Origin of the sequence: Bradyrhizobium sp. ORS 278, assembly GCF_000026145.1 — a bacterium.
Classification (GTDB): domain Bacteria; phylum Pseudomonadota; class Alphaproteobacteria; order Rhizobiales; family Xanthobacteraceae; genus Bradyrhizobium.
Map to the genome: position 1 here is coordinate 136,862 of NC_009445.1, position 22,555 is coordinate 159,416.

Annotated in this window: 21 protein-coding genes and 1 tRNA gene; 13 read left to right on the forward strand and 9 right to left on the reverse strand. The window is 65.6% G+C overall.

Annotation, left to right across the window (positions count from 1 at the left end; translation table 11 throughout):
* Positions 1–79: 79 nt before the first annotated feature.
* Both BRADO_RS33555 and BRADO_RS00615 read right to left on the reverse strand, forming a co-directional pair.
* Positions 80–481: a cytochrome c gene (locus BRADO_RS33555; protein ID WP_244422945.1), complete on the reverse strand. Its 402-nt coding sequence runs from the start codon at positions 479–481 to the stop codon at positions 80–82.
* 346 nt (positions 482–827) lie between these two features.
* On the reverse strand, positions 828–2,549 hold the full coding sequence (locus BRADO_RS00615; RefSeq protein WP_011923392.1) for a PQQ-binding-like beta-propeller repeat protein: 1,722 nt from the start codon (positions 2,547–2,549) through the stop codon (positions 828–830).
* 834 nt (positions 2,550–3,383) lie between these two features.
* Between BRADO_RS00615 and BRADO_RS00620 the strand changes: the two genes are divergently transcribed.
* Positions 3,384–4,262 (forward strand): NAD(P)-dependent oxidoreductase, encoded by an 879-nt coding sequence (locus BRADO_RS00620; RefSeq protein ID WP_011923393.1) that lies wholly within the window; start codon positions 3,384–3,386, stop codon positions 4,260–4,262.
* Positions 4,263–4,587: 325 nt separating this feature from the next.
* On the opposite strand, the gene BRADO_RS34825 is transcribed toward BRADO_RS00620, so the two are convergent.
* Both BRADO_RS34825 and BRADO_RS00625 read right to left on the reverse strand, forming a co-directional pair.
* Positions 4,588–5,100, reverse strand: a complete 513-nt coding sequence (locus tag BRADO_RS34825) for a hypothetical protein (protein WP_157872495.1) — start codon at positions 5,098–5,100, stop codon at positions 4,588–4,590.
* Positions 5,101–6,321: 1,221 nt separating this feature from the next.
* Positions 6,322–6,408 (reverse strand) — tRNA-Leu (locus tag BRADO_RS00625).
* A 225-nt stretch (positions 6,409–6,633) separates the two neighbouring features.
* On the opposite strand from BRADO_RS00625, the gene BRADO_RS00630 reads away from it, so the two are divergent.
* Positions 6,634–7,602, forward strand: coding sequence for a complex I NDUFA9 subunit family protein (locus BRADO_RS00630; protein ID WP_011923395.1), 969 nt, complete (start codon positions 6,634–6,636; stop codon positions 7,600–7,602).
* A gap of 112 nt (positions 7,603–7,714) precedes the next feature.
* On the opposite strand, the gene BRADO_RS00635 is transcribed toward BRADO_RS00630, so the two are convergent.
* Positions 7,715–8,521, reverse strand: coding sequence for an undecaprenyl-diphosphate phosphatase (locus BRADO_RS00635; protein ID WP_011923396.1), 807 nt, complete (start codon positions 8,519–8,521; stop codon positions 7,715–7,717).
* 358 nt (positions 8,522–8,879) lie between these two features.
* Between BRADO_RS00635 and BRADO_RS00640 the strand changes: the two genes are divergently transcribed.
* Together BRADO_RS00640 and queG are read left to right on the forward strand one after the other, a co-directional pair.
* Entirely contained in the window at positions 8,880–9,572 is a 693-nt protein-coding gene (locus BRADO_RS00640) for a glutathione S-transferase family protein (protein WP_011923397.1), read from the forward strand.
* On the forward strand, positions 9,521–10,699 hold the full coding sequence (gene queG / locus BRADO_RS00645; RefSeq protein ID WP_157872660.1) for a tRNA epoxyqueuosine(34) reductase QueG: 1,179 nt from the start codon (positions 9,521–9,523) through the stop codon (positions 10,697–10,699). Before BRADO_RS00640 ends, queG begins: the two co-directional genes overlap by 52 nt.
* 11 nt (positions 10,700–10,710) lie before the next feature.
* On the opposite strand, the gene BRADO_RS00650 is transcribed toward queG, so the two are convergent.
* Positions 10,711–11,496 (reverse strand): carboxylesterase, encoded by a 786-nt coding sequence (locus tag BRADO_RS00650; protein ID WP_011923399.1) that lies wholly within the window; start codon positions 11,494–11,496, stop codon positions 10,711–10,713.
* 325 nt (positions 11,497–11,821) lie between these two features.
* Here BRADO_RS00650 and infC point away from each other — a divergent pair, with 325 nt between their 5' ends.
* Entirely contained in the window at positions 11,822–12,361 is a 540-nt protein-coding gene (gene infC / locus BRADO_RS00655) for a translation initiation factor IF-3 (RefSeq protein ID WP_085963464.1), read from the forward strand.
* A gap of 92 nt (positions 12,362–12,453) precedes the next feature.
* On the opposite strand, the gene BRADO_RS00660 is transcribed toward infC, so the two are convergent.
* A complete protein-coding gene (locus tag BRADO_RS00660; RefSeq protein ID WP_011923400.1) occupies positions 12,454–12,819 on the reverse strand; it encodes a hypothetical protein in 366 nt (121 codons plus the stop codon).
* A gap of 263 nt (positions 12,820–13,082) precedes the next feature.
* Here BRADO_RS00660 and rpmI point away from each other — a divergent pair, with 263 nt between their 5' ends.
* The 7 genes from rpmI to BRADO_RS00695 all read left to right on the forward strand — a co-directional run bounded on the left by rpmI (position 13,083) and on the right by BRADO_RS00695 (position 19,525).
* Complete coding sequence (rpmI, locus tag BRADO_RS00665) at positions 13,083–13,283, forward strand: 50S ribosomal protein L35 (protein WP_006612327.1); 201 nt, start codon at positions 13,083–13,085, stop codon at positions 13,281–13,283.
* 72 nt (positions 13,284–13,355) lie between these two features.
* Positions 13,356–13,715, forward strand: coding sequence for a 50S ribosomal protein L20 (rplT, locus tag BRADO_RS00670; RefSeq protein WP_006612326.1), 360 nt, complete (start codon positions 13,356–13,358; stop codon positions 13,713–13,715).
* Between the two features lie 143 nt (positions 13,716–13,858).
* Positions 13,859–14,941, forward strand: coding sequence for a phenylalanine--tRNA ligase subunit alpha (gene pheS, locus BRADO_RS00675; protein WP_011923401.1), 1,083 nt, complete (start codon positions 13,859–13,861; stop codon positions 14,939–14,941).
* Positions 14,938–15,354 (forward strand): ASCH domain-containing protein, encoded by a 417-nt coding sequence (locus BRADO_RS00680; RefSeq protein ID WP_011923402.1) that lies wholly within the window; start codon positions 14,938–14,940, stop codon positions 15,352–15,354. The genes pheS and BRADO_RS00680 overlap by 4 nt, the downstream gene beginning before the upstream one ends.
* On the forward strand, positions 15,351–17,759 hold the full coding sequence (gene pheT, locus BRADO_RS00685; protein WP_011923403.1) for a phenylalanine--tRNA ligase subunit beta: 2,409 nt from the start codon (positions 15,351–15,353) through the stop codon (positions 17,757–17,759). Before BRADO_RS00680 ends, pheT begins: the two co-directional genes overlap by 4 nt.
* Positions 17,756–18,547 carry a sulfite exporter TauE/SafE family protein gene (locus tag BRADO_RS00690; protein ID WP_011923404.1) on the forward strand — a complete coding sequence of 264 codons (792 nt, stop codon included), beginning with the start codon at positions 17,756–17,758 and terminating at the stop codon, positions 18,545–18,547. The genes pheT and BRADO_RS00690 overlap by 4 nt, the downstream gene beginning before the upstream one ends.
* Before the next feature lie 33 nt (positions 18,548–18,580).
* The gene (locus BRADO_RS00695) at positions 18,581–19,525 is read left to right on the forward strand and encodes an MBL fold metallo-hydrolase (RefSeq protein ID WP_011923405.1); all 945 of its coding nucleotides are present in this window, start codon (positions 18,581–18,583) and stop codon (positions 19,523–19,525) included.
* A 155-nt stretch (positions 19,526–19,680) separates the two neighbouring features.
* Here the strand turns inward: BRADO_RS00695 and BRADO_RS00700 are convergent, their stop codons facing one another.
* Positions 19,681–21,090: an FAD-dependent oxidoreductase gene (locus BRADO_RS00700; protein ID WP_011923406.1), complete on the reverse strand. Its 1,410-nt coding sequence runs from the start codon at positions 21,088–21,090 to the stop codon at positions 19,681–19,683.
* A gap of 194 nt (positions 21,091–21,284) precedes the next feature.
* On the opposite strand from BRADO_RS00700, the gene BRADO_RS00705 reads away from it, so the two are divergent.
* Entirely contained in the window at positions 21,285–22,262 is a 978-nt protein-coding gene (locus BRADO_RS00705; protein ID WP_011923407.1) for a YiiX/YebB-like N1pC/P60 family cysteine hydrolase, read from the forward strand.
* 2 nt (positions 22,263–22,264) lie between these two features.
* On the opposite strand, the gene BRADO_RS00710 is transcribed toward BRADO_RS00705, so the two are convergent.
* Positions 22,265–22,540, reverse strand: a complete 276-nt coding sequence (locus tag BRADO_RS00710; protein WP_006613634.1) for a metal-sensitive transcriptional regulator — start codon at positions 22,538–22,540, stop codon at positions 22,265–22,267.
* Positions 22,541–22,555 lie beyond the last annotated feature (15 nt).

Sequence of the window (22,555 nt, forward strand, 5' to 3'; positions counted from 1 at the left end):
GTGGTCTCTCTGAGCATCAGCCTCACTCTGGTGTGCGGCTCGGCGAGGCCGGCCACGCGGGGCGCCGTCGCAACGCCGCCTAATCAGGCTTCAACGCCCGAATGTAGGCGATGATCGCGTCGATCTGCACGTCGGTGAAGGCCTCGCCGAATGCCGGCATCGCGCCGGGCTTGCCGACCTTGATCCGGTTCCGGATGAAGTCGTCGCTGCGTTGCGTGTCCATGAGCTGCGGGCCCTTTCCGGCGACCCGGCCGGCGTCTGAGTGGCACCAGCCGCAGCTCGATGCGAATAATTGCTGGACGTCGAACGGCTCGGCCTGAGGCGCGGGCGCAGCGGATTGTGCGAACACCGGTGCGATGCAGGCCAACATAGCCGCCGCAATCGCTGACCACCGCGCCGATATCTTGCCAGTCTGCAGCGCCCCTTTGACGTTCCTTCCCGTCAGGTTCTTCAACATAAGCCTGATCTTTTCATGCTTCATCGAGTCCCGTCTCATCCAGCAGATCCGCTTCAATTCCGACCCATCGTGCGGGGCGGACGCCACGAAGGCTATTACATCTTACGATCGGAGTGGTCGCGCTCGTCCGCCTCCACATCGCATGGCCGGGCTTGTCCCGACCATCCACGTCGTTCAGCACGCTGAGAGCTGCGTTGATGCCCGGGCCTTCGCCGCGCCGAAGCGGCTTCGGCCGCGCAGGCGGGACGAGCCCGGGCACGACGGATTAACTAACTGCCACAATGGTTTTGACGACAGCCCGGCCTCCATTCGTGACAGCCAGCGCAGAGCACGGGGACCGGCGAAACCGGCCCCCGCGATCTCCAATGATTTACTTCAGGCTATAGACGATGAGCGCGCCGTCATCCCTCGGCATGCTCTTGTAGACGCCGCCGAAGGTCGGAGCATAGTCGTCGGCCGCCATGCCGCCGAAGCCGGCCGTGATGGCGATGTACTGCTTGCCATTGACCGCATAGCTGATGATGCCGCCCTGATGGCCGGTGCCGTCGGAGTGATTCCACAGCTCGGTGCCGCTCTCGGCATCATAGGCGTGAACCGTGCCGCGCGAATCCGGCACGAACACGAGATTGCCGCCGGTCGAGAGCACGCTGGCGAGCGGCGGCTCGGGGAAGCGCACCTCCCACTTTTTGGCGCCGGTGACGGGATCCCGGGCATCGAGATGGCCGTAGATCTCGCCGCCCGGCGGCTTGGCGATTGCGAAGTTGGCCCCGATGTTCAGCTGCGCCTGCGGCGCCACCACCGGCGTCGTCTTGACGATGTCGAGCGTCATACACCATTCCTGACCGAGCTTGTAGTACAGGCCCGTCTTCGGATTGTAGGAGCCGGCGTTCCAGCTGACGCCGCCGGAGATGTGCGGGCAGAGCGGCTCGGACACCTTGCCGGCGGTGAAGTCGCGGCGCCCGATCAGCTCACCGGTCTTGGGGTCGATGTTCTTGACGAAGTTGCTGTTCTCGGTGATGCGCCAGACGTTCTGCACCTTCGCTTCGCGGTCATAGACGAAGATGTAGCCGCTCTTGTTGGGATGGACCGTCAGCTTCTTGCCGTCGCGATCGAGCATCACGAACTCGCCGACCGCGCTGTCGAAATCCCAGGCATCGTGCGGCAGCTCCTGGTGATGGAATTTCAGCTTGCCGCTGTCGATATCGAGGCCGATCACCGACGACGTGTAGAGATTGTCGCCGGGGCGCGCGCCTTGTGTCTTCCAGTCGCCGCCCGACCAGTCGTAGAGCGGCGCCGGGTTGGCGGTGCCCCACCAGACCGTCGAGGTCTCGCTGTCATAGGTGCCGGGCATCCAGCCGCCACCGCCGCCGGTACGCCAGGAATCATTGCCCCAGCTCTTCTGGGCCTCGTCGGTGCCGGCGACCGTCAGGAACTCCCACTTCTTCGCGCCGGTCGCGGCGTTGACGCCGAAGATCGGGCCGCGGCCCGGCCATTCGCCGCCCTGCGCGCCGATCACGACATTGCCATTGGCATAGAGCGGCGCGCCGGTGAAGCCGACCGTCAGCTTCTGCGAGTCGAGCAGCTTGGTCTCCCAGGCCAGCTTGCCGGTCTTCATGTCGAGCGCGATCAGCCGGCCGTCCATGGTGCCGACGAACACCTTGCCTTCGCCGATGGCGACGCCGCGATTGTAGGGCGAGTGGGTCTGCCGCGCGACCAGCGCCTCGTCCAGCTCGGGGAAGTAGGACCAGATCACCTCGCCGGTGGCGCCGTTCAGCGCAAACACGCGGCTGTAGGAACCGGTGTAGTAGAGCACGCCGTCGGCGGCCAGCGGCATCGACTGCAAACCGCGGGTGGAGCGTCCGGGGATGTGAATCCAGGCGACGCCGAGATTGCCGACATTGCTGGCGTTGATCTGCGCGAGCGGACTGTAGTGATAGGACTTGTAGGAGCCGTGGTAGGTCAGCCAGTCGTTCTGGCCGCCGGCTTCGATGCGCGCCGTATCGACCGTTTGTGCCGCGGCCACCGACGCGGCCAGTGTCGTGGTGATGGCAAGCGCGATGGGCGCAGCCAGACGTCTCCGTTGCTTCATCATGGCACTTCCTCCGCTACGTTCTTGATGTGTGGCCGCCGCGTTGTCGCGCGCCGCCTTCGCCGGATCGTCTGCCGCTACGCCGAGCTCGTGTGATGCGCCGTGTGTCGACGGGACGAGAGGCGGAACAACCTAACGTCGAATTGTACCGCTGTGAATGCATGGCAAGGGACGTCCTCCCGATCACGCCGGGCATGCGTCCCGCACCTTATAAGCAATGCAGCAAGCCGGATTGCGCCAGCAAAGGCCGTCACGTGCCATGCTGCGCGGGCAATCGCTGATGAGAGCACCGCAATCATTGGCGTTTGCTTGACTTATTTGCGGCTTTGGAGCGGCGCCGCGACTCCAAAGCATTCTGTCAGTGATGCTGCCCGATCGCGCGTGCAAAATACAAAATGAGACTCAACGTCAAGACAGCGTGACCGGCGAACAGGATCCCCCACGGCGGCGAGGCGAACGACCCGTCGCCCCGCACAGGTCTGTCGTCCCGGACAAGCCTGCCGACGCAAAGCGTCGGCAGGCGTCGATCCGGGACCCATAACCACAGGAGGCCGTGAGGCGCGCGGGACGAGCCGCCTGCCCCTTGCAGACATCACGCGGTATGGGTCCCGCGTTCGCGGGGACGACACCGATGGCGGGACGAGCAGTTGGCATCACTCACCCCGGTGTAGAAGTCGAGTCGATCAAAGGTACCGGCGCCGACGTCTTGGTGTCAGGTTGTGAGTTATAAGGCTGCGAAGGCGACACGTCCGCTGGTCCGGAACCGAACTCGCCTCGTGGCGCGTGCCGTTGCGGTGCGCTCGCCGACGTCAACATTTTGAATGAAGAGGAGCTTGCATGGCGGCGATCGGATTCATCGGTTTGGGCGTCATGGGCGAGCCGATCTGCCGCAATCTGGCGCGAAAGTCCGGCGCCACCGTGCTCGGCTTCGACCGCGCGGATGCGCCGCTGCAGCGGCTCGCCGCGGTCGGCGTCATCAGGGCCGCGTCGCTCGCCGAGCTGGCGCGCGAGGCCGAATTGATCTTCATGGCGTTGCCGAGCGGCAAGCATGTCCAATCCGTGTGCGACGGGGATGACGGCCTGCTCCGCCACGCGGAGGCACGTCACACCATCGTGGACCTCGGCACCTCGCCGGTACAGGCCACCCGCGAGCTCGCGACGCATTTTGCAGCGAAGGGCGCCGCTTTCGCCGATGCGCCGATCGCCCGCACCCGCCAAGCGGCCGAAGACGGCACGCTGAGCGTGATGGTGGGCGCCGACGCGGCGACGTTCGAACGGCTGCGGCCGCTGATCGCGATGTTCGCGACCGACATCACCCATTGCGGTGGCGTCGGCGCCGGCCAGGTCGTGAAGATCCTCAACAACATGGTGCTGATGCAGACCGTGGTGGCGCTCGGCGAGGCGCTGGAGACCGGCAAGCGCGCGGGCCTCGATCCCAAGCTGCTGTTCGAGACCCTCGCCAAGGGCTCCGCCGACAGCTTCGCGCTGCGCAACCACGGCATGAAAGCGATGCTGCCCGACACATACCCAGAGCGCGCATTCTCGACCGAATATGCACGCAAGGACATCGGTTATGCGCTGGATCTCGCCAGGTCCGTGCAGATCGATCTGCCGGGCGCGGAGCTCGCCGACAGACGATTGGGAGAGGCCATCGAGGCGGGCTATGGCGATCTGTATTGGCCGGTGCTGGCGCGCGTGATTGGAGCGTCAGGCTAGGCATGACCTGTTGATAGGGTTTTGTTGGACTGGCGCTTGACTGGTAACGGCGCCTGTGATGGCCGCCTGACAAGGGCGTCCTCCGCGCTCGTGACGAGCGCCGGCGTTCGGATTTGATGGGTGGACCGCAGAAGTGTCACGGTAACGTCCAAAGGCGTTCATGATGGACGCCCGGTCAGCCTCAACTATGGGCAGATCAGGGCTCTGCGGTCGCAGGGCTTGGTGCCACCGCGATTGCGAAACAGCTCCGATATTCGGGGCGCGATCTCAAAGGCCATGAATGCGGGCCGAATGTGTGGCCGTAGCCGATCCCTGCCGATCAAAGCTAATCGGGATCTATGTCAACCTCAAACTCTGGATGCCGCGTCCAGGTGAAGTAAGCCCTGGTATCCGTAACTACTCGGCGATGTCCGTCAGACACCGTAAACGCCGGATTGCCTTGACGCCAATACTGGATGACCCTGCGCGGCAAGCTGTTCATGCTGGGGCCAGCAGGGCAACACCAAACGTTTGGTGGATCGCCATAGTCCAGCTTTTTTTCCCGGATCGCTTGTCCGATCGAACCGGATGGCCATTCTTCCGCGGAGAGCACCCGGGAGCAGCCAGCGAAGGCGACGTGGAAGAGCCGACTACAGCTTTGGCATGTCACCTCAACCAGGGCGGCTTCATTCGCGTAAATGTTGGCGACCCTGCTTGGATGGAAATCGCAATAGCGCGGCACCGCGTGTTCATCGAACCAAACCGGCTCCTCCGGCATCCGGGAAAGAATATCCTCATAACATCGGTTCAAAGCCACCTCCTCCGGCTGCGGCAGTCGCGCTTTCAAAACGAGCGACATCAAAAGTCGTCGTCGCACTAGCCATCTATTAGATCGCGACGACTGAGCTATGATCGGCTCCACTTCTATATCCTAGATTTCACGCCTGCATATTGCAGACCGGCGATATCGAGATGTCGCAGATCTCATCCTGTCGGCTTCCGGCACGATGCCAGCCAACACGAAGCTTCGCTCGCAAAGAGCGTGGGGCTATTTTAAGATGTCCCATGCACGAACTGCCCGTCGTGCCAGTCTGTCGCAGACTCCACGCTTGTGCCGTCGGGCAAATCACCTGCACATTTCCGCGCGTCCCTGCTGCCGCATGAGGGGCGTGTCGCGACCGTCACGAGACGTTGGCAGTGGGATGCGATGGGCGTGTGTCGGCGCGGCGTGATTGAGTTCGCGCGGACGAACGGCGATGCACGCACGGTCAAGTCGCGCGGTCCTGATATCCCGATGCTGATGTCAACTCACGGCGGAGCTTTGGCTTCGCGTGGGGATGGTGGCCAGCAAGCCGGCGCACCAGGGAGAACGCGAAGCAGCCGTTAAGACCGTTGCGCAGGGAGGGCCGGATGAACCGGCGCGTACCTGTGGTTCCTGCCGCCAGCATTTTTTCTCGCTGGCGGGCCATGGGTGCAGTCGGCACCCGGCTCTCCCTGCGCCCTCAATGCTGATGAGGGCGAGACGAGAAGCATGGCTCGGGCGCGGAATGCGTCGCGAGGCTGAGGATGTTTGCCCGAGATTTTTCAAGTAGCAGCACGCTGTTCGCGATGACGAGAATGATCCGCATGCAAGACGCCGATTGCGACCGCAGACGCGTGGCGCTCGGTCGTCGCGCGATTGAGCCAGGCTCTCGCGCCAGCGACGGTGCACTCCCCTCCCCCTTGCGGAGAGGGGTCGGGGGTGGGGGTCTCCGGGCGATGACGCTGATGACGAGCGTCGGCACCTTCGAAGAAGATGAAGCAAGGTGCGCATCATGTGCAGCGGGACTCGTGGACCCTCACCCCCAACCCCTCCCCGCAAGGGGGGAGGGGAGCGGACCGTCAGCGCGGCGAGATCGAGAACTGCAACGAGATGGATGTCATGACTCGCATGGAGCTCACTGCGAAAGCAGCCGATGGCGCAGCGTCTGCCACGCACGGAGAACGTCGTCCCGCGCCTGCGGCAGATACAGCGATGTCAGGGAAAATCAAATCCGAGCCTCAGCTCGGCGGCGCCACGCGGAGCTCGAAGAGCGAAGCGTGGTGCCCAGGAAAGGACTCGAACCTTCACGGCCGTTAAGCCACTGGCACCTGAAGCCAGCGCGTCTACCAATTCCGCCACCTGGGCATGTGGGGGCGGTGTGTACGGATCGAACGGTCGCTTGTCAAACCGCTGAAGGCCCAAGATGACAATTTTTCTCATGCGGTACGCAAAAACACGGCTCCCTTTTCCGCGGTGCGGGCGATGGGCTATACAGCAGCGAAAGATGGCGGGCCGCGGGGTGCGAATCGCCGCTGACAGGCTTCTCGTCCGGGGCGGATCGACCGCCCGGCTATCCCAGGAATGATCCCAATGGCATCGAATCTGGACACCCTCGTCACCGTGTTCGGCGGCTCCGGCTTCGTCGGCCGCAATGTCGTCCGGGCGCTGGCCAAGCGCGACTACCGCATCCGCGTCGCGGTGCGCCGGCCGGAGCTCGCGGGCCATCTGCAGCCGCTCGGCCGCGTCGGCCAGATCCACACCGTTCAGGCCAATCTGCGCTATCCCGACTCGGTCGCGGCCGCGCTGCGCGACAGCCATGTCGCGATCAACCTGGTGGGCATCCTGACCGAGAGCGGCGCGCAGACGTTCGACGCCGTGCAGGCCGAGGGCGCGGCCACCGTGGCCAAGGCCGCGGCCGCCGCCGGCGCGCGGATGGTGCAGGTCTCGGCGATTGGCGCGGACGCCGAGTCGGCCTCGGCCTATGCGCGCGCCAAGGCCGCCGGCGAGGCTGCCGTGCTGGCCGCGGTGCCGGAGGCGGTGATCATGCGTCCGTCGGTGGTGTTCGGCCCCGAGGACCAGTTCACCAACCGCTTCGCCGGCCTTGCGCGGATCGCGCCGTTCCTGCCGCTGGTCGGCGGCGGCGAGACCAAGATGCAGCCGGTCTATGTCGGCGACGTCGCGACCGCGGTGGCTGACGCCGTCGATGGCAAGGCGCAGCCGGGCGCGACCTACGAGCTGGGCGGACCGGAGGTGCTGAGCTTCCGCGAGATCCTGAAGATCATCCTCGACATCACCGACCGCGACCGCGCGCTGCTGCCGCTGCCGTTCGGCTTGGCGAAGCTGCAGGCCACCTTCCTCCAATTCGCGCCGGGCCCGCTGAAGCTGACGCCCGACCAGGTCGAGCTGCTGCGCCATGACAACGTGGTGTCAGAGGCCGCGAAGGCCGCCGGGCTGACCTTGCAGGGCCTCGGCATCACGCCGGATTCGCTCGAGGCCGTCGGCCCGCAATATCTCTGGCGCTTCCGCCCGGCCGGGCAATTCCAGCGCAAGAATGCGTGAGAGGCCCGTAGGGTGGGCAAAGCGAAGCGTGCCCACCATCCTGCGACGGCAGTCTAAGTGAAGACGGTGGGCACGGCGCTGCGCGCCTTTGCCCACCCACCCTACGCAATGACTACTTCCCCAGCGCCAGCGCGATCAGGCCGAGGGTGCCGACGATGACGCGCCACCAGGCGAACAGCACGAAGCCGTGGCGGGTGACGTAGCCAAGGAAGGCCTTCACCACGATCATCGCGGTGATGAAGGAGACCACGAAGCCGATCGCGATGAGGCCGAGATGATCGGAGGTCATCTCGGCGCGGCTCTTGTAGAAGTCGTAGACGAAGGCGCCGACCATGGTCGGGATCGCCAGGAAGAAGGAGAACTCCGCCGCCGAGCGCTTGTCGCCGCCGAGCAGCATCGCCGCCACGATGGTCGAGCCGGAGCGCGACACGCCGGGGATCATGGCGAGACACTGCGCGACGCCGATCCACAGATACATCATCAGCGGATAGCGCGTGGCGTCGTGCTCCCGGGGCTTGAGATCGATCTGATCGACCCACAGCAAGATGGCACCGCCGACGATCAGGGAGAAGCACACGACCCAGGGATCGAACAGCAGCGCCTTGATGTATTTGCCGGCGATGAGGCCGATGATCACGGCCGGCAGGAACGCGATCAGCACGCCGATGATGAAGCGGCGGTCGTCGGGATTGGTGAGCGCGCCGATGGCGACGCGCGACAGCTTGAAGAAGTACAGCGCGACGATGGCGAGGATGGCGCCGAGCTGGATCAGGATCGCGAAGCTCTTCCAGAAGCCGTCCTCGCCGAGGCCGAAGAAGCGCTCGGCGAGCAGAAGATGGCCGGTCGAGGATACCGGAAGGAATTCGGTGACGCCCTCGACAATGCCGAGAAGCACCGCCCGCAGCGTATCTGACATCATGATCGGATCCAGGATTGCCGGCAAAACGCCGCCCTTCTCGCCTATTCGGCTGCCGCCCGCAATTGCAAAAAGCGTCGGGAGCGGTCACATCGCATGAATGAACCCGCGCCCGCCCGAGCCTGCGAATCAGGACGGAGCGAAGCCGGACCTCGGATCCCACGCGCCGATTGCTGTTCCCCGAACCTCGTTTCCCGCATGCCGACCCGCCGCCCTACTGCTTACACTTTCGCCGACCATGCGCTAATGGTCCGAATCGCGGACGCCGCTTGGGCGCCGGTATCGGGACGATCCATCGGCGCGCGCCGGTGGTTGATTGTTCGTTAAGTGCCAAGCCGCCGCGCGATCGTCGAAAGGCTCCATGTACACGCTCTACCACCATCCCTTCTGCCCGCATTCACGCTTCGTCCGGCTGGTGCTCGGCGAATACGGGCTCGATCTGCGCCTGGTGGAGGAACGCGCCTGGGAGCGTCGCGAGGCGTTCCTCGTGCTCAATCCGGCGGCCACGACGCCGGTGCTCGCCGTCGAGGACATGCCGCCGGTGCCTGGTGTCGGGGTGATCGCGGAATTTCTCGACGAGACCTGCGGGGTCGAAGCGGGCGACCGCCGGCTGATGCCGGCGACGCCGGCCGAGCGCATCGAGGTGCGGCGGCTGATGGACTGGTTCAACACCAAGTTCTTCGAGGAGGCCTCGAACCTGCTGGTCACCGAGCGCATCTACAAGCGCTTCATGAGCGAGGAGGATGGCGGCGGGCCGCCGTCGACCGACGTCATCCGCGCCGCAAAGACCAATGTGCGCTATCACCTCGCCTATATCGGCTGGCTGGCGCAGCGGCGCAATTTCCTCGCCGGCGACCGCCTGACCTATGCCGACCTCGCCGCCGCCGCGCATCTGTCGGCGATCGATTATCTCGGCGACGTGCCGTGGATCGAGGACGATGCCGCGAAGGCGTGGTATGCGCGGGTGAAGTCGCGGCCGTCATTCCGGCCGTTGCTGTCCGACTGGCTGGCCGGCGTGCCGGCCTCGCGCACCTACGTGGATCTCGACTTCTGAGCGGCCACGCGCCAGACGCCCTGAGGTCGGCGCTGGCGGCCGAAGCGCATCGGCTCGGCTTCGATGGTGTCGGGATCACCGCGCCGGTCATCAGCCCCGAGCGCGCCGCCGCCTTCGAACGCTTCATCGCGTCGGGCCAGTACGGCGACATGGATTGGCTCGCCCGCGAGCCCTCGCGGCGCACCGATCCACGGACGTTGTGGAGCGAGGTCCGCAGCGTCATCATGCTCGGCGTGAATTACGGCCCGGATGAAGACCCGCGCACGATTCTCACCCAACGCAGTGGCGCCGCGATCTCCGTCTATGCTCGCGGCGACGACTATCACGACGTTATAAAGAAGAGCCTGAAGACGCTCGCGCGCTGGCTGGTCGCCAACACGGGTGGCGACGTGAAGGTGTTCGTCGATACCGCCGCCGTCATGGAAAAGCCGCTGGCGGAAGCCGCCGGCCTCGGCTGGCAGGGCAAGCACACCAATTTGGTATCGCGCGGCTTCGGCTCGTGGCTGTTCCTCGGCGCGATCTACACCACGCTCGAGCTGCCCGCCGATGCACCGGAGCGCGATCATTGCGGATCGTGCCGGGCCTGTCTCGACAGCTGCCCGACCGCGGCCTTCCCGGCGCCCTACACCCTCGATGCGCGGCGCTGCATCTCGTATCTGACGATCGAGAACAAGGGACCGATCCCGCGCGAGTTCCGCAAAGCCATGGGCAACCGCATCTATGGCTGCGACGACTGCCTGGCCGCATGCCCGTGGAACAAGTTCGCGCTAGAGGGCCGCGAGGCCAAGCTGGCGGCCCGAGAGGCGCTGCGGGCGCCTTCGCTGGCGAAGCTGGCCGAACTCGACGACGCCGCCTTCCGCGCGCTGTTCACGAAGTCTGCGATCAAGCGCATCGGACGCGACCGTTTCGTGCGCAACGTGCTGATTGCGATCGGCAACTCAGGGGATGCCGGGTTGGCGCCGGCGGCGAAGCGGCTCACGTCTGACCCGAGCCCGCTGGTCCGGGGCGCCGCCGCCTGGGCGCTGGAGCAGCTCCTCAATCGCCACGCCTTCGCGCAAGCGGCCGACGCGGCGCTGGCGATCGAAGCCGATGATGGCGTCCGCGCCGAGTGGGAAGCCGGATGCTGAGCACTGCCGCCTCACCCCATCTCGCCGACCGCGGCCAGCATGCGCGCGATGTCCTGCGGCCGCGACAGCCGGTGGTCGCCGTCCTGGATCATGGTGAGCACCACATCCTCAGCAGGCAACCGTTGCGCCAGCGCGAAGGCGTGCTGCCACGGCACGTCCGGGTCCTGCGCGCCTTGCAGGATGCGGACGGGGCAGCCGACATTGATGGCGCTGCCGAGCAGCAGGTGATGGCGGCCGTCCTCGATCAGCGCCCGCGTGATCGGATAGGGTTCGCCATACTCGGACGGCCGCATCCAGACGCCGTTGGTCTCGATCTCCCGGCGGACCTCCAGCGAGAAGCCTCTCCACATCAGCTCCTCGGTAAAGTCGGGGGCTGGCGCGATCAGGACCATCCCGGCCAGCGTCGCCTCGCCGGGGTGCTTCGAGAGCTCGCGCGCCAGCAGCAGCGCCATCCAGCCGCCCATCGACGAGCCGATCACGACCTGGGGCCCGCGGCAGAACTGCCGGAACACCGCCACGCTCTCCTCCAGCCAACGGCCGATCGTGCCGTCGACGAAGCGGCCGCCGGACTCGCCATGGCCGGAATAGTCGAACCGGACGCAGGCGCGGCCGCGCTCGGCCGCCCAGGCTTCGAGCGCGACCGCCTTGGTGCCCTTCATGTCGGAATTGAAGCCGCCGAGCCAGAACAGCCCCGGTGCCGTCCCCGAACGTGCACGCACCGCGATCTGGCGCGCGGACTCGGCGATGCCGACGGTGATGAAGGCGGGGAGATCGGTCGTTTCTGCAGCTTGGTTCATGGATCGTTACCCGGTGGCGGACGTTGTGTGGGCGAACCGACGTTCTCCGTCAATCGGGTCGGTGCGAGGCTGCCGCTTGCGAAAGGGCCTTGCGCACTCTATGTCCGCGGGCGGAACCACCATGGCCGGCGGCGCATTTGAACGCCGTTCCCGGCCGGATGGTCTCCTCGGGGGACGACGCCGTCACGCTGACATGCTGCGCGTGCGACGCAAGTGCCGCGGCGGCCGGGCGGAATTTCAACGCACCCGGGCCCGCGCGACCTTGCCCGCAAAGGCATCTTCCTTCAAACTAGCCGCCTTCTTCCACAACCTTGGAGAACTACCCATTCGCCGCCCCAATCGAGCCCCGCCCGCTGCCGTCAAAGACGGGCCGCGCACCAATGATGAGATTCGCAATGCGCAGATCCAGCTGATCGACGCCGAAGGCACCAACCGTGGTGTCGTCGAGACCGTTGTCGCCATCAAGATGGCGGCCGAAGCAGGCATGGACCTGGTCGAGATTTCGCCGAACAATTCGCCTCCCGTCTGCAAGATCATGGACTACGGGAAGTACAAATATTCGGCGCAGAAGAAGGCCGCCGAGGCCCGCAAGAAGCAGAAGGTCGTCGAGATCAAGGAGATCAAGCTCCGTCCGATGATCGATGACCACGACTACGACGTGAAGATGCGGGCGATGCAGCGCTTCTTCGAGGAGGGCGACAAGGTCAAGATCACCCTGCGCTATCGCGGCCGCGAAATGGCGCACCAGGAGATCGGGACCAAGCTGCTCGACAAGGTGAAATCCGACGTGGCGGCGTTCGCCAAGGTCGAGCAGGACGCCAAGTTCGAGGGCCGTCAGGTCGTCATGGTCCTGGCTCCGCGCTAGAGGCGCGAGGGACCACGCTTCAAACCGGGCCCGCCACGCGTTGGCGGGCTTTTCTCTTGAGGCGACGGACCACGGCCGTCTTTTGGCCGGTGTCAGGACCGCGTCGCCTGCCACCGCCCGCTGCAGCTCCCGGCCGAGCCTTTGCCGCTCCACCGGCCGAAGCCGGAGGTCGAGCCCAGCCGCCCGTTCCCGCTGGCCGAGGAGCCGCCTTGCGAGACCCGCACGGTGACGGCGCCGCCGCGGCCAACCGTGCCGGTGATGTTGGCGGAGCTAGCCGAGGTCACGCGGCCGCCGCTGATCTGGATCGGGAAGCTGTAGCCCTGGTCGCAATTGCCGGCCTCGGTGATGATCAGGACGGTCCAGGCACCGTCGAACCCCGCGGCGCGGGCCGGCGCGGAAGACCAGATTGCAGCCGCGGCCAGGATGGCGGCGGGAGCTGAGCGAGTGATGCGGACCATGGGCGGACCTCGGCTTGGTTAACGGAAGCTGATCTTGGGTCGGACTAGCTGTTTCCATGGTTCGACATTGCCAAGTTCGATCGTCTCTGGCATAAGCGCGGCCTTCGTCGCCCGGCTGATCAAGGGCTGCCGTGGCGATGTCCCTGTGCGGGTGGATCCTCGTTTGGATCCGAAACCTGAGCACAACCAACGCTCTAACGAGCATTTTCGCCTGATGGCGCCGCTTTCGCGGGCGGCTTGCCATTGGCATCAAGGAGAGCCAAATGCCCAAGCTGAAGACCAAGTCCGGCGCTAAAAAGCGCTTCAAGGTGACCGGGACCGGCAAGGTGATGCACGCTCAGCGCGGCAAGCGCCACGGCATGATCAAGCGGACCAAGAAGCAGATCCGGCAGCTGCGCGGCACCCGCGTGCTGTTTAAGACCGACGGCGACAACGTCAAGAAGTACTTCTTGCCGAACGCCTGACCGGCCTCTCGCTTCCGAACCCCGGCCGCGCGCGGCGCGGCTCGTCATCACCTCTGAACAAGGATTTCCGTCATGTCTCGCGTCAAACGCGGTGTGACCGCCCACGCCAAGCACAAGAAGGTCTACAAGGCCGCCAAGGGTTTCTACGGCCGCCGCAAGAACACCATCCGCGCCGCCAAGGCCGCCGTCGAGAAGGCCGGCCAGTATGCGTTCCGCGATCGCAAGCGCAAGAAGCGCACCTTCCGCGCGCTCTGGATCCAGCGCCTGAACGCCGCCGTGCGTCCGTTCGAGCTGACCTACAGCCGATTTATCGACGGCCTGTCCAAGTCCGGCATCACCGTCGACCGCAAGGTGCTGTCGGATCTCGCGATCAACGAGCCCGCCGCGTTCGAGGCGATCGTTGTGAAGGCCAAGGCGGCGCTCGCCGCCTGATCGCCTTCCGCATCGTGAGGACTTCAAAAGCGGCCGACACCCTCGGCCGCTTTTTGCTGTCTAGCGCGATCACTCGTTTCGCTTGACCCCCGTCGCCGTCGCGGCGACAACCCAGCCGCCTTTGCCCCGCGGAGATCTTGCCCGTGTCCGACCTCGCCTCGCTCGAAACCTCGATCCTCGACCAGATCGCCGCCGCTGGCGACGAAGCCGCGCTGGAAGCGGTGCGCGTCGCGGCCCTCGGCAAGAAGGGCTCGATCTCGGCGTTGCTCGCCACGCTCGGCAAGATGTCGCCGGACGAGCGCAAGACGCAAGGTGCTGCGATCAACCTCGCCAAGGACAAGGTCACGCAGGCGTTGTCCGCGCGCCGCGACGTGCTCAAGGCCGCCGCGCTCGATGCCCGCCTCGCCGCCGAGACCATCGACGTCACCCTCCCGCTGCAGGATACGCCAGCCGATACGGGGCGCATCCATCCGCTCAGCCAGGTGATGGACGAGCTGACCACGATCTTCGCCGACATGGGCTTCTCGATCGCCGAAGGTCCCGACGTCGAGACCGACGACTACAACTTCACCAAGCTGAATTTCCCGGAAGGCCATCCGGCGCGCGAGATGCACGACACGTTCTTCTTCAATCCGAAGGAGGACGGCTCGCGCATGCTGCTGCGGACCCACACCTCGCCGGTGCAGGTACGCACGATGCTGAGCCAGAAGCCGCCGATCCGCGTGATCTGCCCGGGCCGCACCTACCGCATCGATTCGGATGCGACCCACACGCCGCAATTCCACCAGGTCGAAGGCCTCGTCATCGACAAGGGCTCGCATCTCGGCCACCTCAAATGGATCCTGCACGAGTTCTGCAAGGCGTTCTTCGAGGTCGACCACATCAACATGAAATTCCGGCCGTCGTTCTTCCCGTTCACCGAGCCGTCGCTCGAGGTCGACATCCAGTGCCGCCGCGACAAGGGCGAGATCCGGTTCGGCGAGGGCGAGGACTGGCTTGAGATTCTCGGCTGCGGCATGGTGCATCCGAACGTGCTGCGCGCCTGCGGCATCGATCCCGACGAGTACCAGGGCTTTGCCTGGGGCATGGGCATCGACCGCATCGCGATGCTGAAATACGGCATGAGCGATCTGCGCCAGCTGTTCGAAGGCGACGTTCGCTGGCTGTCGCATTACGGCTTCAAGCCGCTGGAGGTGCCGACCTTGGCGGGAGGACTGAGCACGTGAGCGTCGAGATAGTTCCTGCAGCCTACCGCGGCTTGCGGTCGTTCGCGTTCGGCGACGGTCCTGAGCTTGCCGACAAATTGCTCGACCTCGTCATCAAGGGCGTCAAGACGGCGACCTGCAGCACCGAGGACGAGCCCAACACCTCGAAGCCCGGCGAGCGCTGGATCGTTCTCGACGGGCAAGGCCGCCCGCGCTGTGTCATCGAGAGCACCGAGATCAGCTATCGCCGCTTCGATGAGGTCGATGCAGCCTTCGCCTTCGACGAGGGCGAAGGCGACCGGAGCCTGAACTACTGGCGCGAGGCGCACCGAACCTATTTCACCCGACTGGGCAAGTTCAGCGACACCATGATGTTGATGTGTGAGCGCTTTCGTCTTGTCGAGGTCTTTGCTGATCGCAGGATTGCATCATGAAATTCACACTGTCCTGGCTGAAGGACCATCTCGACACCGATGAGCCGGTGGAGAAACTCGCCGACAAGCTCACCATGATCGGCCTTGAGGTCGAGCATCTCGAGGACAAGGCGAAGCTGCTCGCGCCCTATAAAATCGCGCGCGTCGTCTCCGCCGAGCAGCATCCCAACGCCGATCGCCTGCGCGTCTGCATGGTCGATACCGGTGACGGTGGCGCGCCGGTGCAGGTCGTGTGCGGCGCGCCGAATGCGCGGGCGGGGCTGGTGTCGGTGTTCTCGCCGCCGGGCACCTACATTCCCGGCAAGAACATCACACTGTCGGTCGGCACGATCAGAGGCGTCGAGAGCCGCGGCATGCTGTGCTCGGAGGCCGAGCTCGAATTGTCGGAGAACCACGACGGCATCATGGAGCTGCCGGCCGATGCGCCGATCGGCAAGCCCTATGCGGAGTGGGCCGGGCTCGGCGATCCCCTGTTCGAGATCAATCTGACGCCGAATCGCCAGGACTGCACGGGCGTACACGGCATCGCGCGCGATCTCGCCGCCGCCGACATGGGGAAGCTGAAAGACCCCGGCATCAAGCCGATCAAGGGCGAATTCCCCTGCCCCGTGAAGGTCGCGGTCGAGGACGAGAAGCTGTGCCCCGGCTTCGCACTGCGGCTGGTGCGCGGCGTCAAGAACGGCCCGTCGCCGAAATGGCTGCAGCAGCGCCTGGCCTCGATCGGGCTGCGCCCGATCAACGCACTGGTCGACGTCACCAACTACATGACCTTCGATCGCGCGCGGCCGCTGCACGTGTTCGACGCCAGGAAGGTCAAGGGCAATCTGGTCGTCCGCCGCGCCCGCGACGGCGAGACGCTGCTGGCGCTCGACGGCCGCACCTACACGCTCGACCATTCGATGTGTGTCATCGCCGATGACGCCGGCGTCGAATCGCTCGCCGGCATCATGGGCGGCGAAGCCTCGGGCTGCGACGAGGGCACCACCGACGTGCTGATCGAATCGGCGCTGTGGAACGAGATCAACATCGCCCAGACCGGCCGCAAGCTCGGCATCAATTCCGACGCGCGCTACCGCTTCGAGCGCGGCGTCGATCCGGCCTTCATGGTGCCCGGCCTGGAGATGGCGACCAAGCTCGTGATCGATCTCTGCGGCGGCTCGCCGTCGGAGAACGTCGTCGTCGGCAACGCCTATGGCGACGACCGCATCATCGACTTCCCCGTCGCCGAGGTGAAGCGCCTCGCCGGCATCGAGGTGCCGTTCGCAGAGATGCGGCACATCCTGACCCATCTCGGCTTCACGCTGGCCGGCAGCGGTCCGGTGGTGAAGGTCGCGGTGCCCTCGTGGCGCAGCGACGTGCACGGCAAGGCCGATCTCGTCGAGGAGATCGTCCGCATGGTCGGCGTCGACAAGGTGCCGATGACGCCGTTCGAACGTGGCGACGCGCCGCGCAAGCCGGTGCTGACGCAGCTGCAGCTCCGCACCCGCCGCGCCAAGCGCGCGCTGGCCGCGCGCGGCATGGTCGAGGCCGTGACGTGGTCGTTCATATCCAAGCCTGCCGCCAAGCTGTTCGGCGGCGGCAAGCCGGAGCTTGCGCTCGCAAATCCAATCGCGTCCGATCTCTCCGACATGCGCCCCAGCCTCTTGCCCGGCCTGATCGCGACCGTGCAGGCCAATGCCGATCGCGGCTTCGGGGATGCCGCGATCTTCGAGGTCGGACAGACCTTCAGGGGTGATCGTCCGGAGGATCAGTTCGTCGCCGCCAGCGGCATCCGCCGCGGTATCGCCTCGTCGAAGGGTCACGGCCGGCATTGGACCGGCTCGCAGCCGGCGAACGCGTATGACGCGAAGGCCGACGCATTCGCGGTGCTCGCCGCGGCGGGTGCGCCGATGAGCTCATTGCAGATCGTCGCCGGGGGACCTGCCTGGATGCATCCGGGCCGCTCCGGCACGATCCAGATGGGACCGCAGAACGTGCTCGGGCATTTCGGCGAGCTGCATCCGCGCACGCTCGAAGCGCTGAAGGCCGATGGTCCCCTGGTCGCGTTCGAGGTCATCCTCGATCGCATTCCCGCGGCCAAGGCGAAGCCGACACGCGCCAAGCCGGTGCTGGAGCTCTCGGCCTTCCAGCCGGTCTCGCGCGACTTTGCCTTCATCGTCGACCGCAAAGTGAAGGCCGGCGATATCGTGAAGGCGGCGCAGGGCGTCGACAAGAAGCTGATCTCCGACGTGACCGTGTTCGACGTCTATGAGGGCAAGGGCATCGAGGACGGCAAGAAATCGGTCGCCATCGCCGTCACCCTTCAGCCGCGCGACAAGACCATGACCGACGAGGAGATCGACGCCGTCGCGGCGAAGGTCACCGCCGACGTGGCCAAGAAGACCGGCGGCACGTTGCGCGGATGAGCCTGCAAGAGCTCATCCGAACCGAGCTCATCCCTGCCGATCTCAGCCTGTTCGCGACGGTTGCACTCGCCATCGTCGCTCTCATCGCAGCGACCGCTCGCGGCTTCTCCGGCTTCGGCGCCGCGCTGATCTTCATGCCGCTGGCCAGCAGTTTTGCGACGCCGCGCCTCGTTGCTCCGCTGTTGCTGGTCATCGACTTCGTATCGATGGCGCCGACGGTCCCCGGTGCCTGGCGCGAGGCGGACCGCAAGGCGACGGCCGTGATCGTTACCGGCGCGCTGATCGGCGTGCCCCTGGGCACCTATTTTCTTACGCGGCTCGACCCGGTCACGGTCCGCTGGATCATCACCGGTTTCGTGGCCGCGCTGCTGGCCTTGCTGATCTCCGGCTGGCGCTATCGCGGCAAGGACTATGCGGGCCTGTCGGTCGCGGTCGGCGCCGTCTCCGGCTTCTGCAGCGGCGTCGCGCAGACCGGCGGCCCGCCGATCGTCGGCTACTGGCTCGGACGCCCGATCGAGGCGAAGATCGCACGCGCCAATATCGTGCTGTTCTTCGGCGCGTCCGACTGCTTCGCGATGGTGAGCTACGCAACGAGTGGTCTGATCACCTGGGATTCGCTCAAGCTCTCGCTGCTGATCGGCCCGGTCTACGCGCTCGGCGTCGCCTTCGGCGCCACGTTGTTCGGCCGCGCCAGCGAGCGCCTGTTCCGCGTGATCTGCTATGCGCTGATCGCCATCGCCGTCATCTTCGGCCTCCCGGCCCTCGACGGCGTGCTCGGCCGCGGCTAGCCTCGCGGCAACGAGACCGGCCGGGAGGACGCCATGATCAATCGCCGCACGATGCTGTCGCTTGCAATGGGAACGGCTGGAGCCATGGTCGCACCATCGGTGTTCGCGCAAGGCCCCAAGACGGGAACGCGCATCATCTTCCTGGGCACCAAGGGTGGCCCGCGTGTCGGCATCGGCGCGTCCAACCCGGCCAATCTGGTCGTCGTCAACGGCACGCCGTTCGTGATCGATTGCGGCATGGGCGTCAGCCGTCAGCTGGTCAGCGCCGGCGTGCCGATCCCGTCGGTGAAGTACATCCTGATCAGCCACCATCATTCCGATCACAATCTGGAATACGGCAATCTGTTCTACAACGCCTGGGCCGCGGGGCTGTCGACACCGATTCAGTCGTTCGGACCGAAAGGCCTGGAGGCGATGACGCGGAGCTTCTGGGAAACCAACAAGTTCGATGTCGACACGCGCATCGATGACGAGGGCCGGCCCGATCCTCGGCCAATGCTGATCGCCAAGGATATCGATGCCGACGGCGTGGTGGTGAAGACGGCGGACGTGACGGTGACTGCGTTCCGCACGCCTCATCCGCCGATCACCGACAATTTCGCCTACAAGTTCGAGACACCGGACGGCACCATCGTGTTCTCGAGCGACACCGCCTATAATCCGAAGCTCGCCGATTTCGCGAAGGGCGCCGACGTGCTCGTGCACGAATGTCTCTACGTGCCGGCGGTCGATCGTCTGGTGATCAAGACCAAGAACGGCTCGACCTTGAAGAAGCATCTGCTCGAGAGCCACACCACGACGGAGGACGTCGGGCGCATTGCTGCCGCAGCCGGCGTCAAGACGCTGGTGCTGAGCCACTTCGTGCCCGGCGATGATCCCGAAGTGACCGACGAGGATTGGACCCGCGACGTCAAGAAGAACTACACGGGCCGCATCCTGGTGGCGAAGGATCTGATGGAATTGAAGCTGCCGGTTTGACTCACGTCGGGTGGGCAAAGCAGCCGCCGGAGGCGGCAGCGTGGCCACCGTCTCTCCGCGAGCTCGTCGGCTCGATGGTGGGCACGGCGCCCCTTCGATCTCGGATGTGGTCAGAGCGTGGGATCGCCTTTGCCCGCCCTACTTACCACCGCAAGTCAATCCTCGGGCGAGGCTGACCGCACCTTGCGGCGGCCAAGACGCTTCCGCTCACTCGCCTGCTCCGGCTCGGGATCCTTCAACGCCCCGATACGGCGCAGCGCCGCCTCGGCAGTGCGCTCGCCGGTGTCCCAGGCGCCGTCGACGGTCCCCCACAGCGTCTCATGCGTCGCTTCACCCGCGAGAAACAACGGCCCTAGCGGTTCGCTCAGAATCTTGCGGGCGCCCTGGCTGCCGGGCGCTGCGGCGGACATGGCGCCGAGAACACCGGGCACCTGATTCCAGCGCGTGGCGGCCGACGACTTCACCGCGGCCGCCGCTTCGCTGCCGAACAGCTTGCCGATCCATTCCTTGCCGAAGGCCGTCATCGCGGCCTCGCCTTGCGCCGAGAGCTCGCGGCCGAAGCCGCCGGCGACGTCGATCGTGCACAGCGAGGAGCCGCCGATATTGGCGAGCAGCAGCCCGGTGCGGTTCGAGCTGCTCTGCTCGACGATCACGTCATCGCGCGACAGGCCGAGCGGATTGCCGGTCAGCATCAGCGCAATGTGATCGGTGCTGCCGAGGCTCAGCTTCGCCGCGGCGTCGAGCTGACGCTTCGGCAGCTCGGGCGTGAACTTGATGGCGCCCGAGGTCAGCACGTTGGTGGAGACGGTGAGAATGACGGCGCGCGCGGCGATTCGGCCGGCCGGCGTCTCGACGGCCACCTCGCGATTGCTCCAGACGATGCGTGTCGCCGGAGTCGACAACGACACCGGAAGCCCGTCGCCGAGCTTGGCGACCAGCGTGCCAAGGCCCTGGCGGCAGGCGAGCGGCGCGCTGCGGTCCTGCGCGCGCGCCTTGTCCATCACCGAGAGATCGGCGAGGTCCTTGCCGGTCGCGCCGGCGCCGAGCACGAAAGCGGTCGTGCTGGTCCAGTCGCCGAGGTCCTTTGGAAGCGCCGCGGCGCAGGACGTATCGAGCTTGCCGCGCGAAGCTTCGTCAATGGCGCGGTTGGCGCGAACGAGTCCGGCAAGGAACTGCTCGGTTTCGCCGGGCCGCGCATTGCGACGGCCGACACGGATCTTCTGGCCGACGGGCGCGGCGACGACGTCGAGACCGACGCCGCGGGCAAGCTTGCCAATGGGATTACTGTCGGCGCCGAACAGCCAGCGCGCGCCGCGGTCGAACGGCACGCTGAAGGTGGTCAGATCGGTGCTGCAACGGCCGCCGATCTGCGACGACGCCTCGAGCAGCACGACCTTGCGGTTGGCCGCCACGATGCGGCGCGCCGCCGCGATGCCGGCCGCGCCGGCACCGATCACGACAATGTCAGCGTCGCGTGGAGGTGCGGCGGCCAGTGTCCGACCGAACATGGACGTGGCGGCAAGCGCCGCGGACGCAGAGAGGAAGCCGCGACGCGTGAAGCTCATGACATGGTTTCCGAAAGCTTTTGCGAGATGCGATTTTCACGGAATTTGCCGCATCTGCCGCAGCGCGGCAACGAGAATGGTAAACACGATGAGACGGGGAACGCTTCGACTATGAACCAAATTGCAACCGCAATCGACCATCATGGAAGCAGGGACAAAGGCAAGCGGCCGGTCAAGGTCGCCCGGGGACCGTCATGGGTATCGTGCTCGACCAGATCGGCAAGCTGATTGCCGCTTATCTCCAGAAGGAGATACCAGGCTATGAGCCGTTCACGCCGAGCGATCCAGATTACCTCCGCAAGGATATCCAGCCCGGCGACGTGCTGCTCGTTGAAGGCAACAGCCGCATCTCAGGCATCATCAAGTACCTCACGCAATCGACGTGGTCGCATGCGGCGCTCTATGTCGGGCCGATCGACGGTGCCGTCGAGCCCGATGGCGAGCCGCATGTGCTGGTGGAGGCCTATGTCGGCGACGGCGTGATCTCGGCGCCGCTGTCGAAATACTTCGCCTATCACACCCGCGTCTGCCGCCCGGTCGGGCTGACCTTCGAGGATCGCCACACCGTCTGCCGCTACGCCATCAACCGCATCGGCTTCGGCTACGACACCAAGAACATCATCGACCTGATGCGCTATCTGATCCCGATGCCGATCCCGCAGCGCTGGCGGCGGCGCATGATCGCGCTGGGGTCTGGCGATCCGACCAAGATGATCTGCTCGGCGCTGATCGCGCAGGCTTTCGACGCGGTGCGCTATCCGATCCTGCCGAAGATCACGCGGGCGCCGTCGCGGCGCGCCAAGCGCGAGATCCTGCATATCCGCGACTCATCGCTGTATATGCCGCGCGACTTCGACATCTCGCCCTATTTCGAGATCGTCAAGCCGACCATCGTCAACGGCTTCGACTACACGATGCTCCACTGGGCCGACAAGCAGAAGCCGCTCGCGGAGGTAGCGGGCGAGTTCGCCGTGTTTCCAGGATCCGTCAAAGCGCCGCCGCTCGTTCCTGAGACGGTTGACGAAGAAGCGGCGCAGCCGGCTGCGGCTGAGGAAGTAGTCGAGGTCCTCGGCGAACGCCTCGTGGTGAGCGAGCATTTCCTCGTTTCCGAGCCGGTTCGCAAGCTCGCGCCGCGTCCGGCCGCACGCCGCCGCAACAGGGTTGCGGTCTGAGCTCACCGGTCTGAGCGGCTGATCACATCCATCAGTTCCGCGATCTTCTGCCGCTGATCGGCCTTGTCGCCCGACGCGATCGCGTGCTCGACGCAGTGGGAGACGTGATCGCGCAGTATTTCCTCCTCGACGCGGCGGAGCGCCGCGCGCACCGCCGAGATCTGGGTCACGATGTCGATGCAGTAGCGGTTGTCCTCGACCATCTTCGACAGGCCTCTGACCTGCCCTTCGATCCGGCTCAAACGTTTCTGACAGGAAGTCTTGATGTCGTCGCGCATGGGCCTTATATACCC

Excerpts from the sequence above, each read along its gene's own strand:
- BRADO_RS33555 (WP_244422945.1), bottom strand. The coding sequence starts at position 481 with ATGAAGCATGAAAAGATCAGGCTTATGTTGAAGAACCTGACGGGAAGG.
- BRADO_RS00615 (WP_011923392.1), bottom strand. The coding sequence starts at position 2,549 with ATGATGAAGCAACGGAGACGTCTGGCTGCGCCCATCGCGCTTGCCATC.
- BRADO_RS00620 (WP_011923393.1), top strand. The coding sequence starts at position 3,384 with ATGGCGGCGATCGGATTCATCGGTTTGGGCGTCATGGGCGAGCCGATC.
- BRADO_RS34825 (WP_157872495.1), bottom strand. The coding sequence starts at position 5,100 with ATGTCGCTCGTTTTGAAAGCGCGACTGCCGCAGCCGGAGGAGGTGGCT.
- BRADO_RS00630 (WP_011923395.1), top strand. The coding sequence starts at position 6,634 with ATGGCATCGAATCTGGACACCCTCGTCACCGTGTTCGGCGGCTCCGGC.
- BRADO_RS00635 (WP_011923396.1), bottom strand. The coding sequence starts at position 8,521 with ATGATGTCAGATACGCTGCGGGCGGTGCTTCTCGGCATTGTCGAGGGC.
- BRADO_RS00640 (WP_011923397.1), top strand. The coding sequence starts at position 8,880 with ATGTACACGCTCTACCACCATCCCTTCTGCCCGCATTCACGCTTCGTC.
- BRADO_RS00650 (WP_011923399.1), bottom strand. The coding sequence starts at position 11,496 with ATGAACCAAGCTGCAGAAACGACCGATCTCCCCGCCTTCATCACCGTC.
- BRADO_RS00660 (WP_011923400.1), bottom strand. The coding sequence starts at position 12,819 with ATGGTCCGCATCACTCGCTCAGCTCCCGCCGCCATCCTGGCCGCGGCT.
- rpmI (WP_006612327.1), top strand. The coding sequence starts at position 13,083 with ATGCCCAAGCTGAAGACCAAGTCCGGCGCTAAAAAGCGCTTCAAGGTG.
- rplT (WP_006612326.1), top strand. The coding sequence starts at position 13,356 with ATGTCTCGCGTCAAACGCGGTGTGACCGCCCACGCCAAGCACAAGAAG.
- pheT (WP_011923403.1), top strand. The coding sequence starts at position 15,351 with ATGAAATTCACACTGTCCTGGCTGAAGGACCATCTCGACACCGATGAG.
- BRADO_RS00690 (WP_011923404.1), top strand. The coding sequence starts at position 17,756 with ATGAGCCTGCAAGAGCTCATCCGAACCGAGCTCATCCCTGCCGATCTC.
- BRADO_RS00695 (WP_011923405.1), top strand. The coding sequence starts at position 18,581 with ATGATCAATCGCCGCACGATGCTGTCGCTTGCAATGGGAACGGCTGGA.
- BRADO_RS00700 (WP_011923406.1), bottom strand. The coding sequence starts at position 21,090 with ATGAGCTTCACGCGTCGCGGCTTCCTCTCTGCGTCCGCGGCGCTTGCC.
- BRADO_RS00705 (WP_011923407.1), top strand. The coding sequence starts at position 21,285 with ATGGGTATCGTGCTCGACCAGATCGGCAAGCTGATTGCCGCTTATCTC.
- BRADO_RS00710 (WP_006613634.1), bottom strand. The coding sequence starts at position 22,540 with ATGCGCGACGACATCAAGACTTCCTGTCAGAAACGTTTGAGCCGGATC.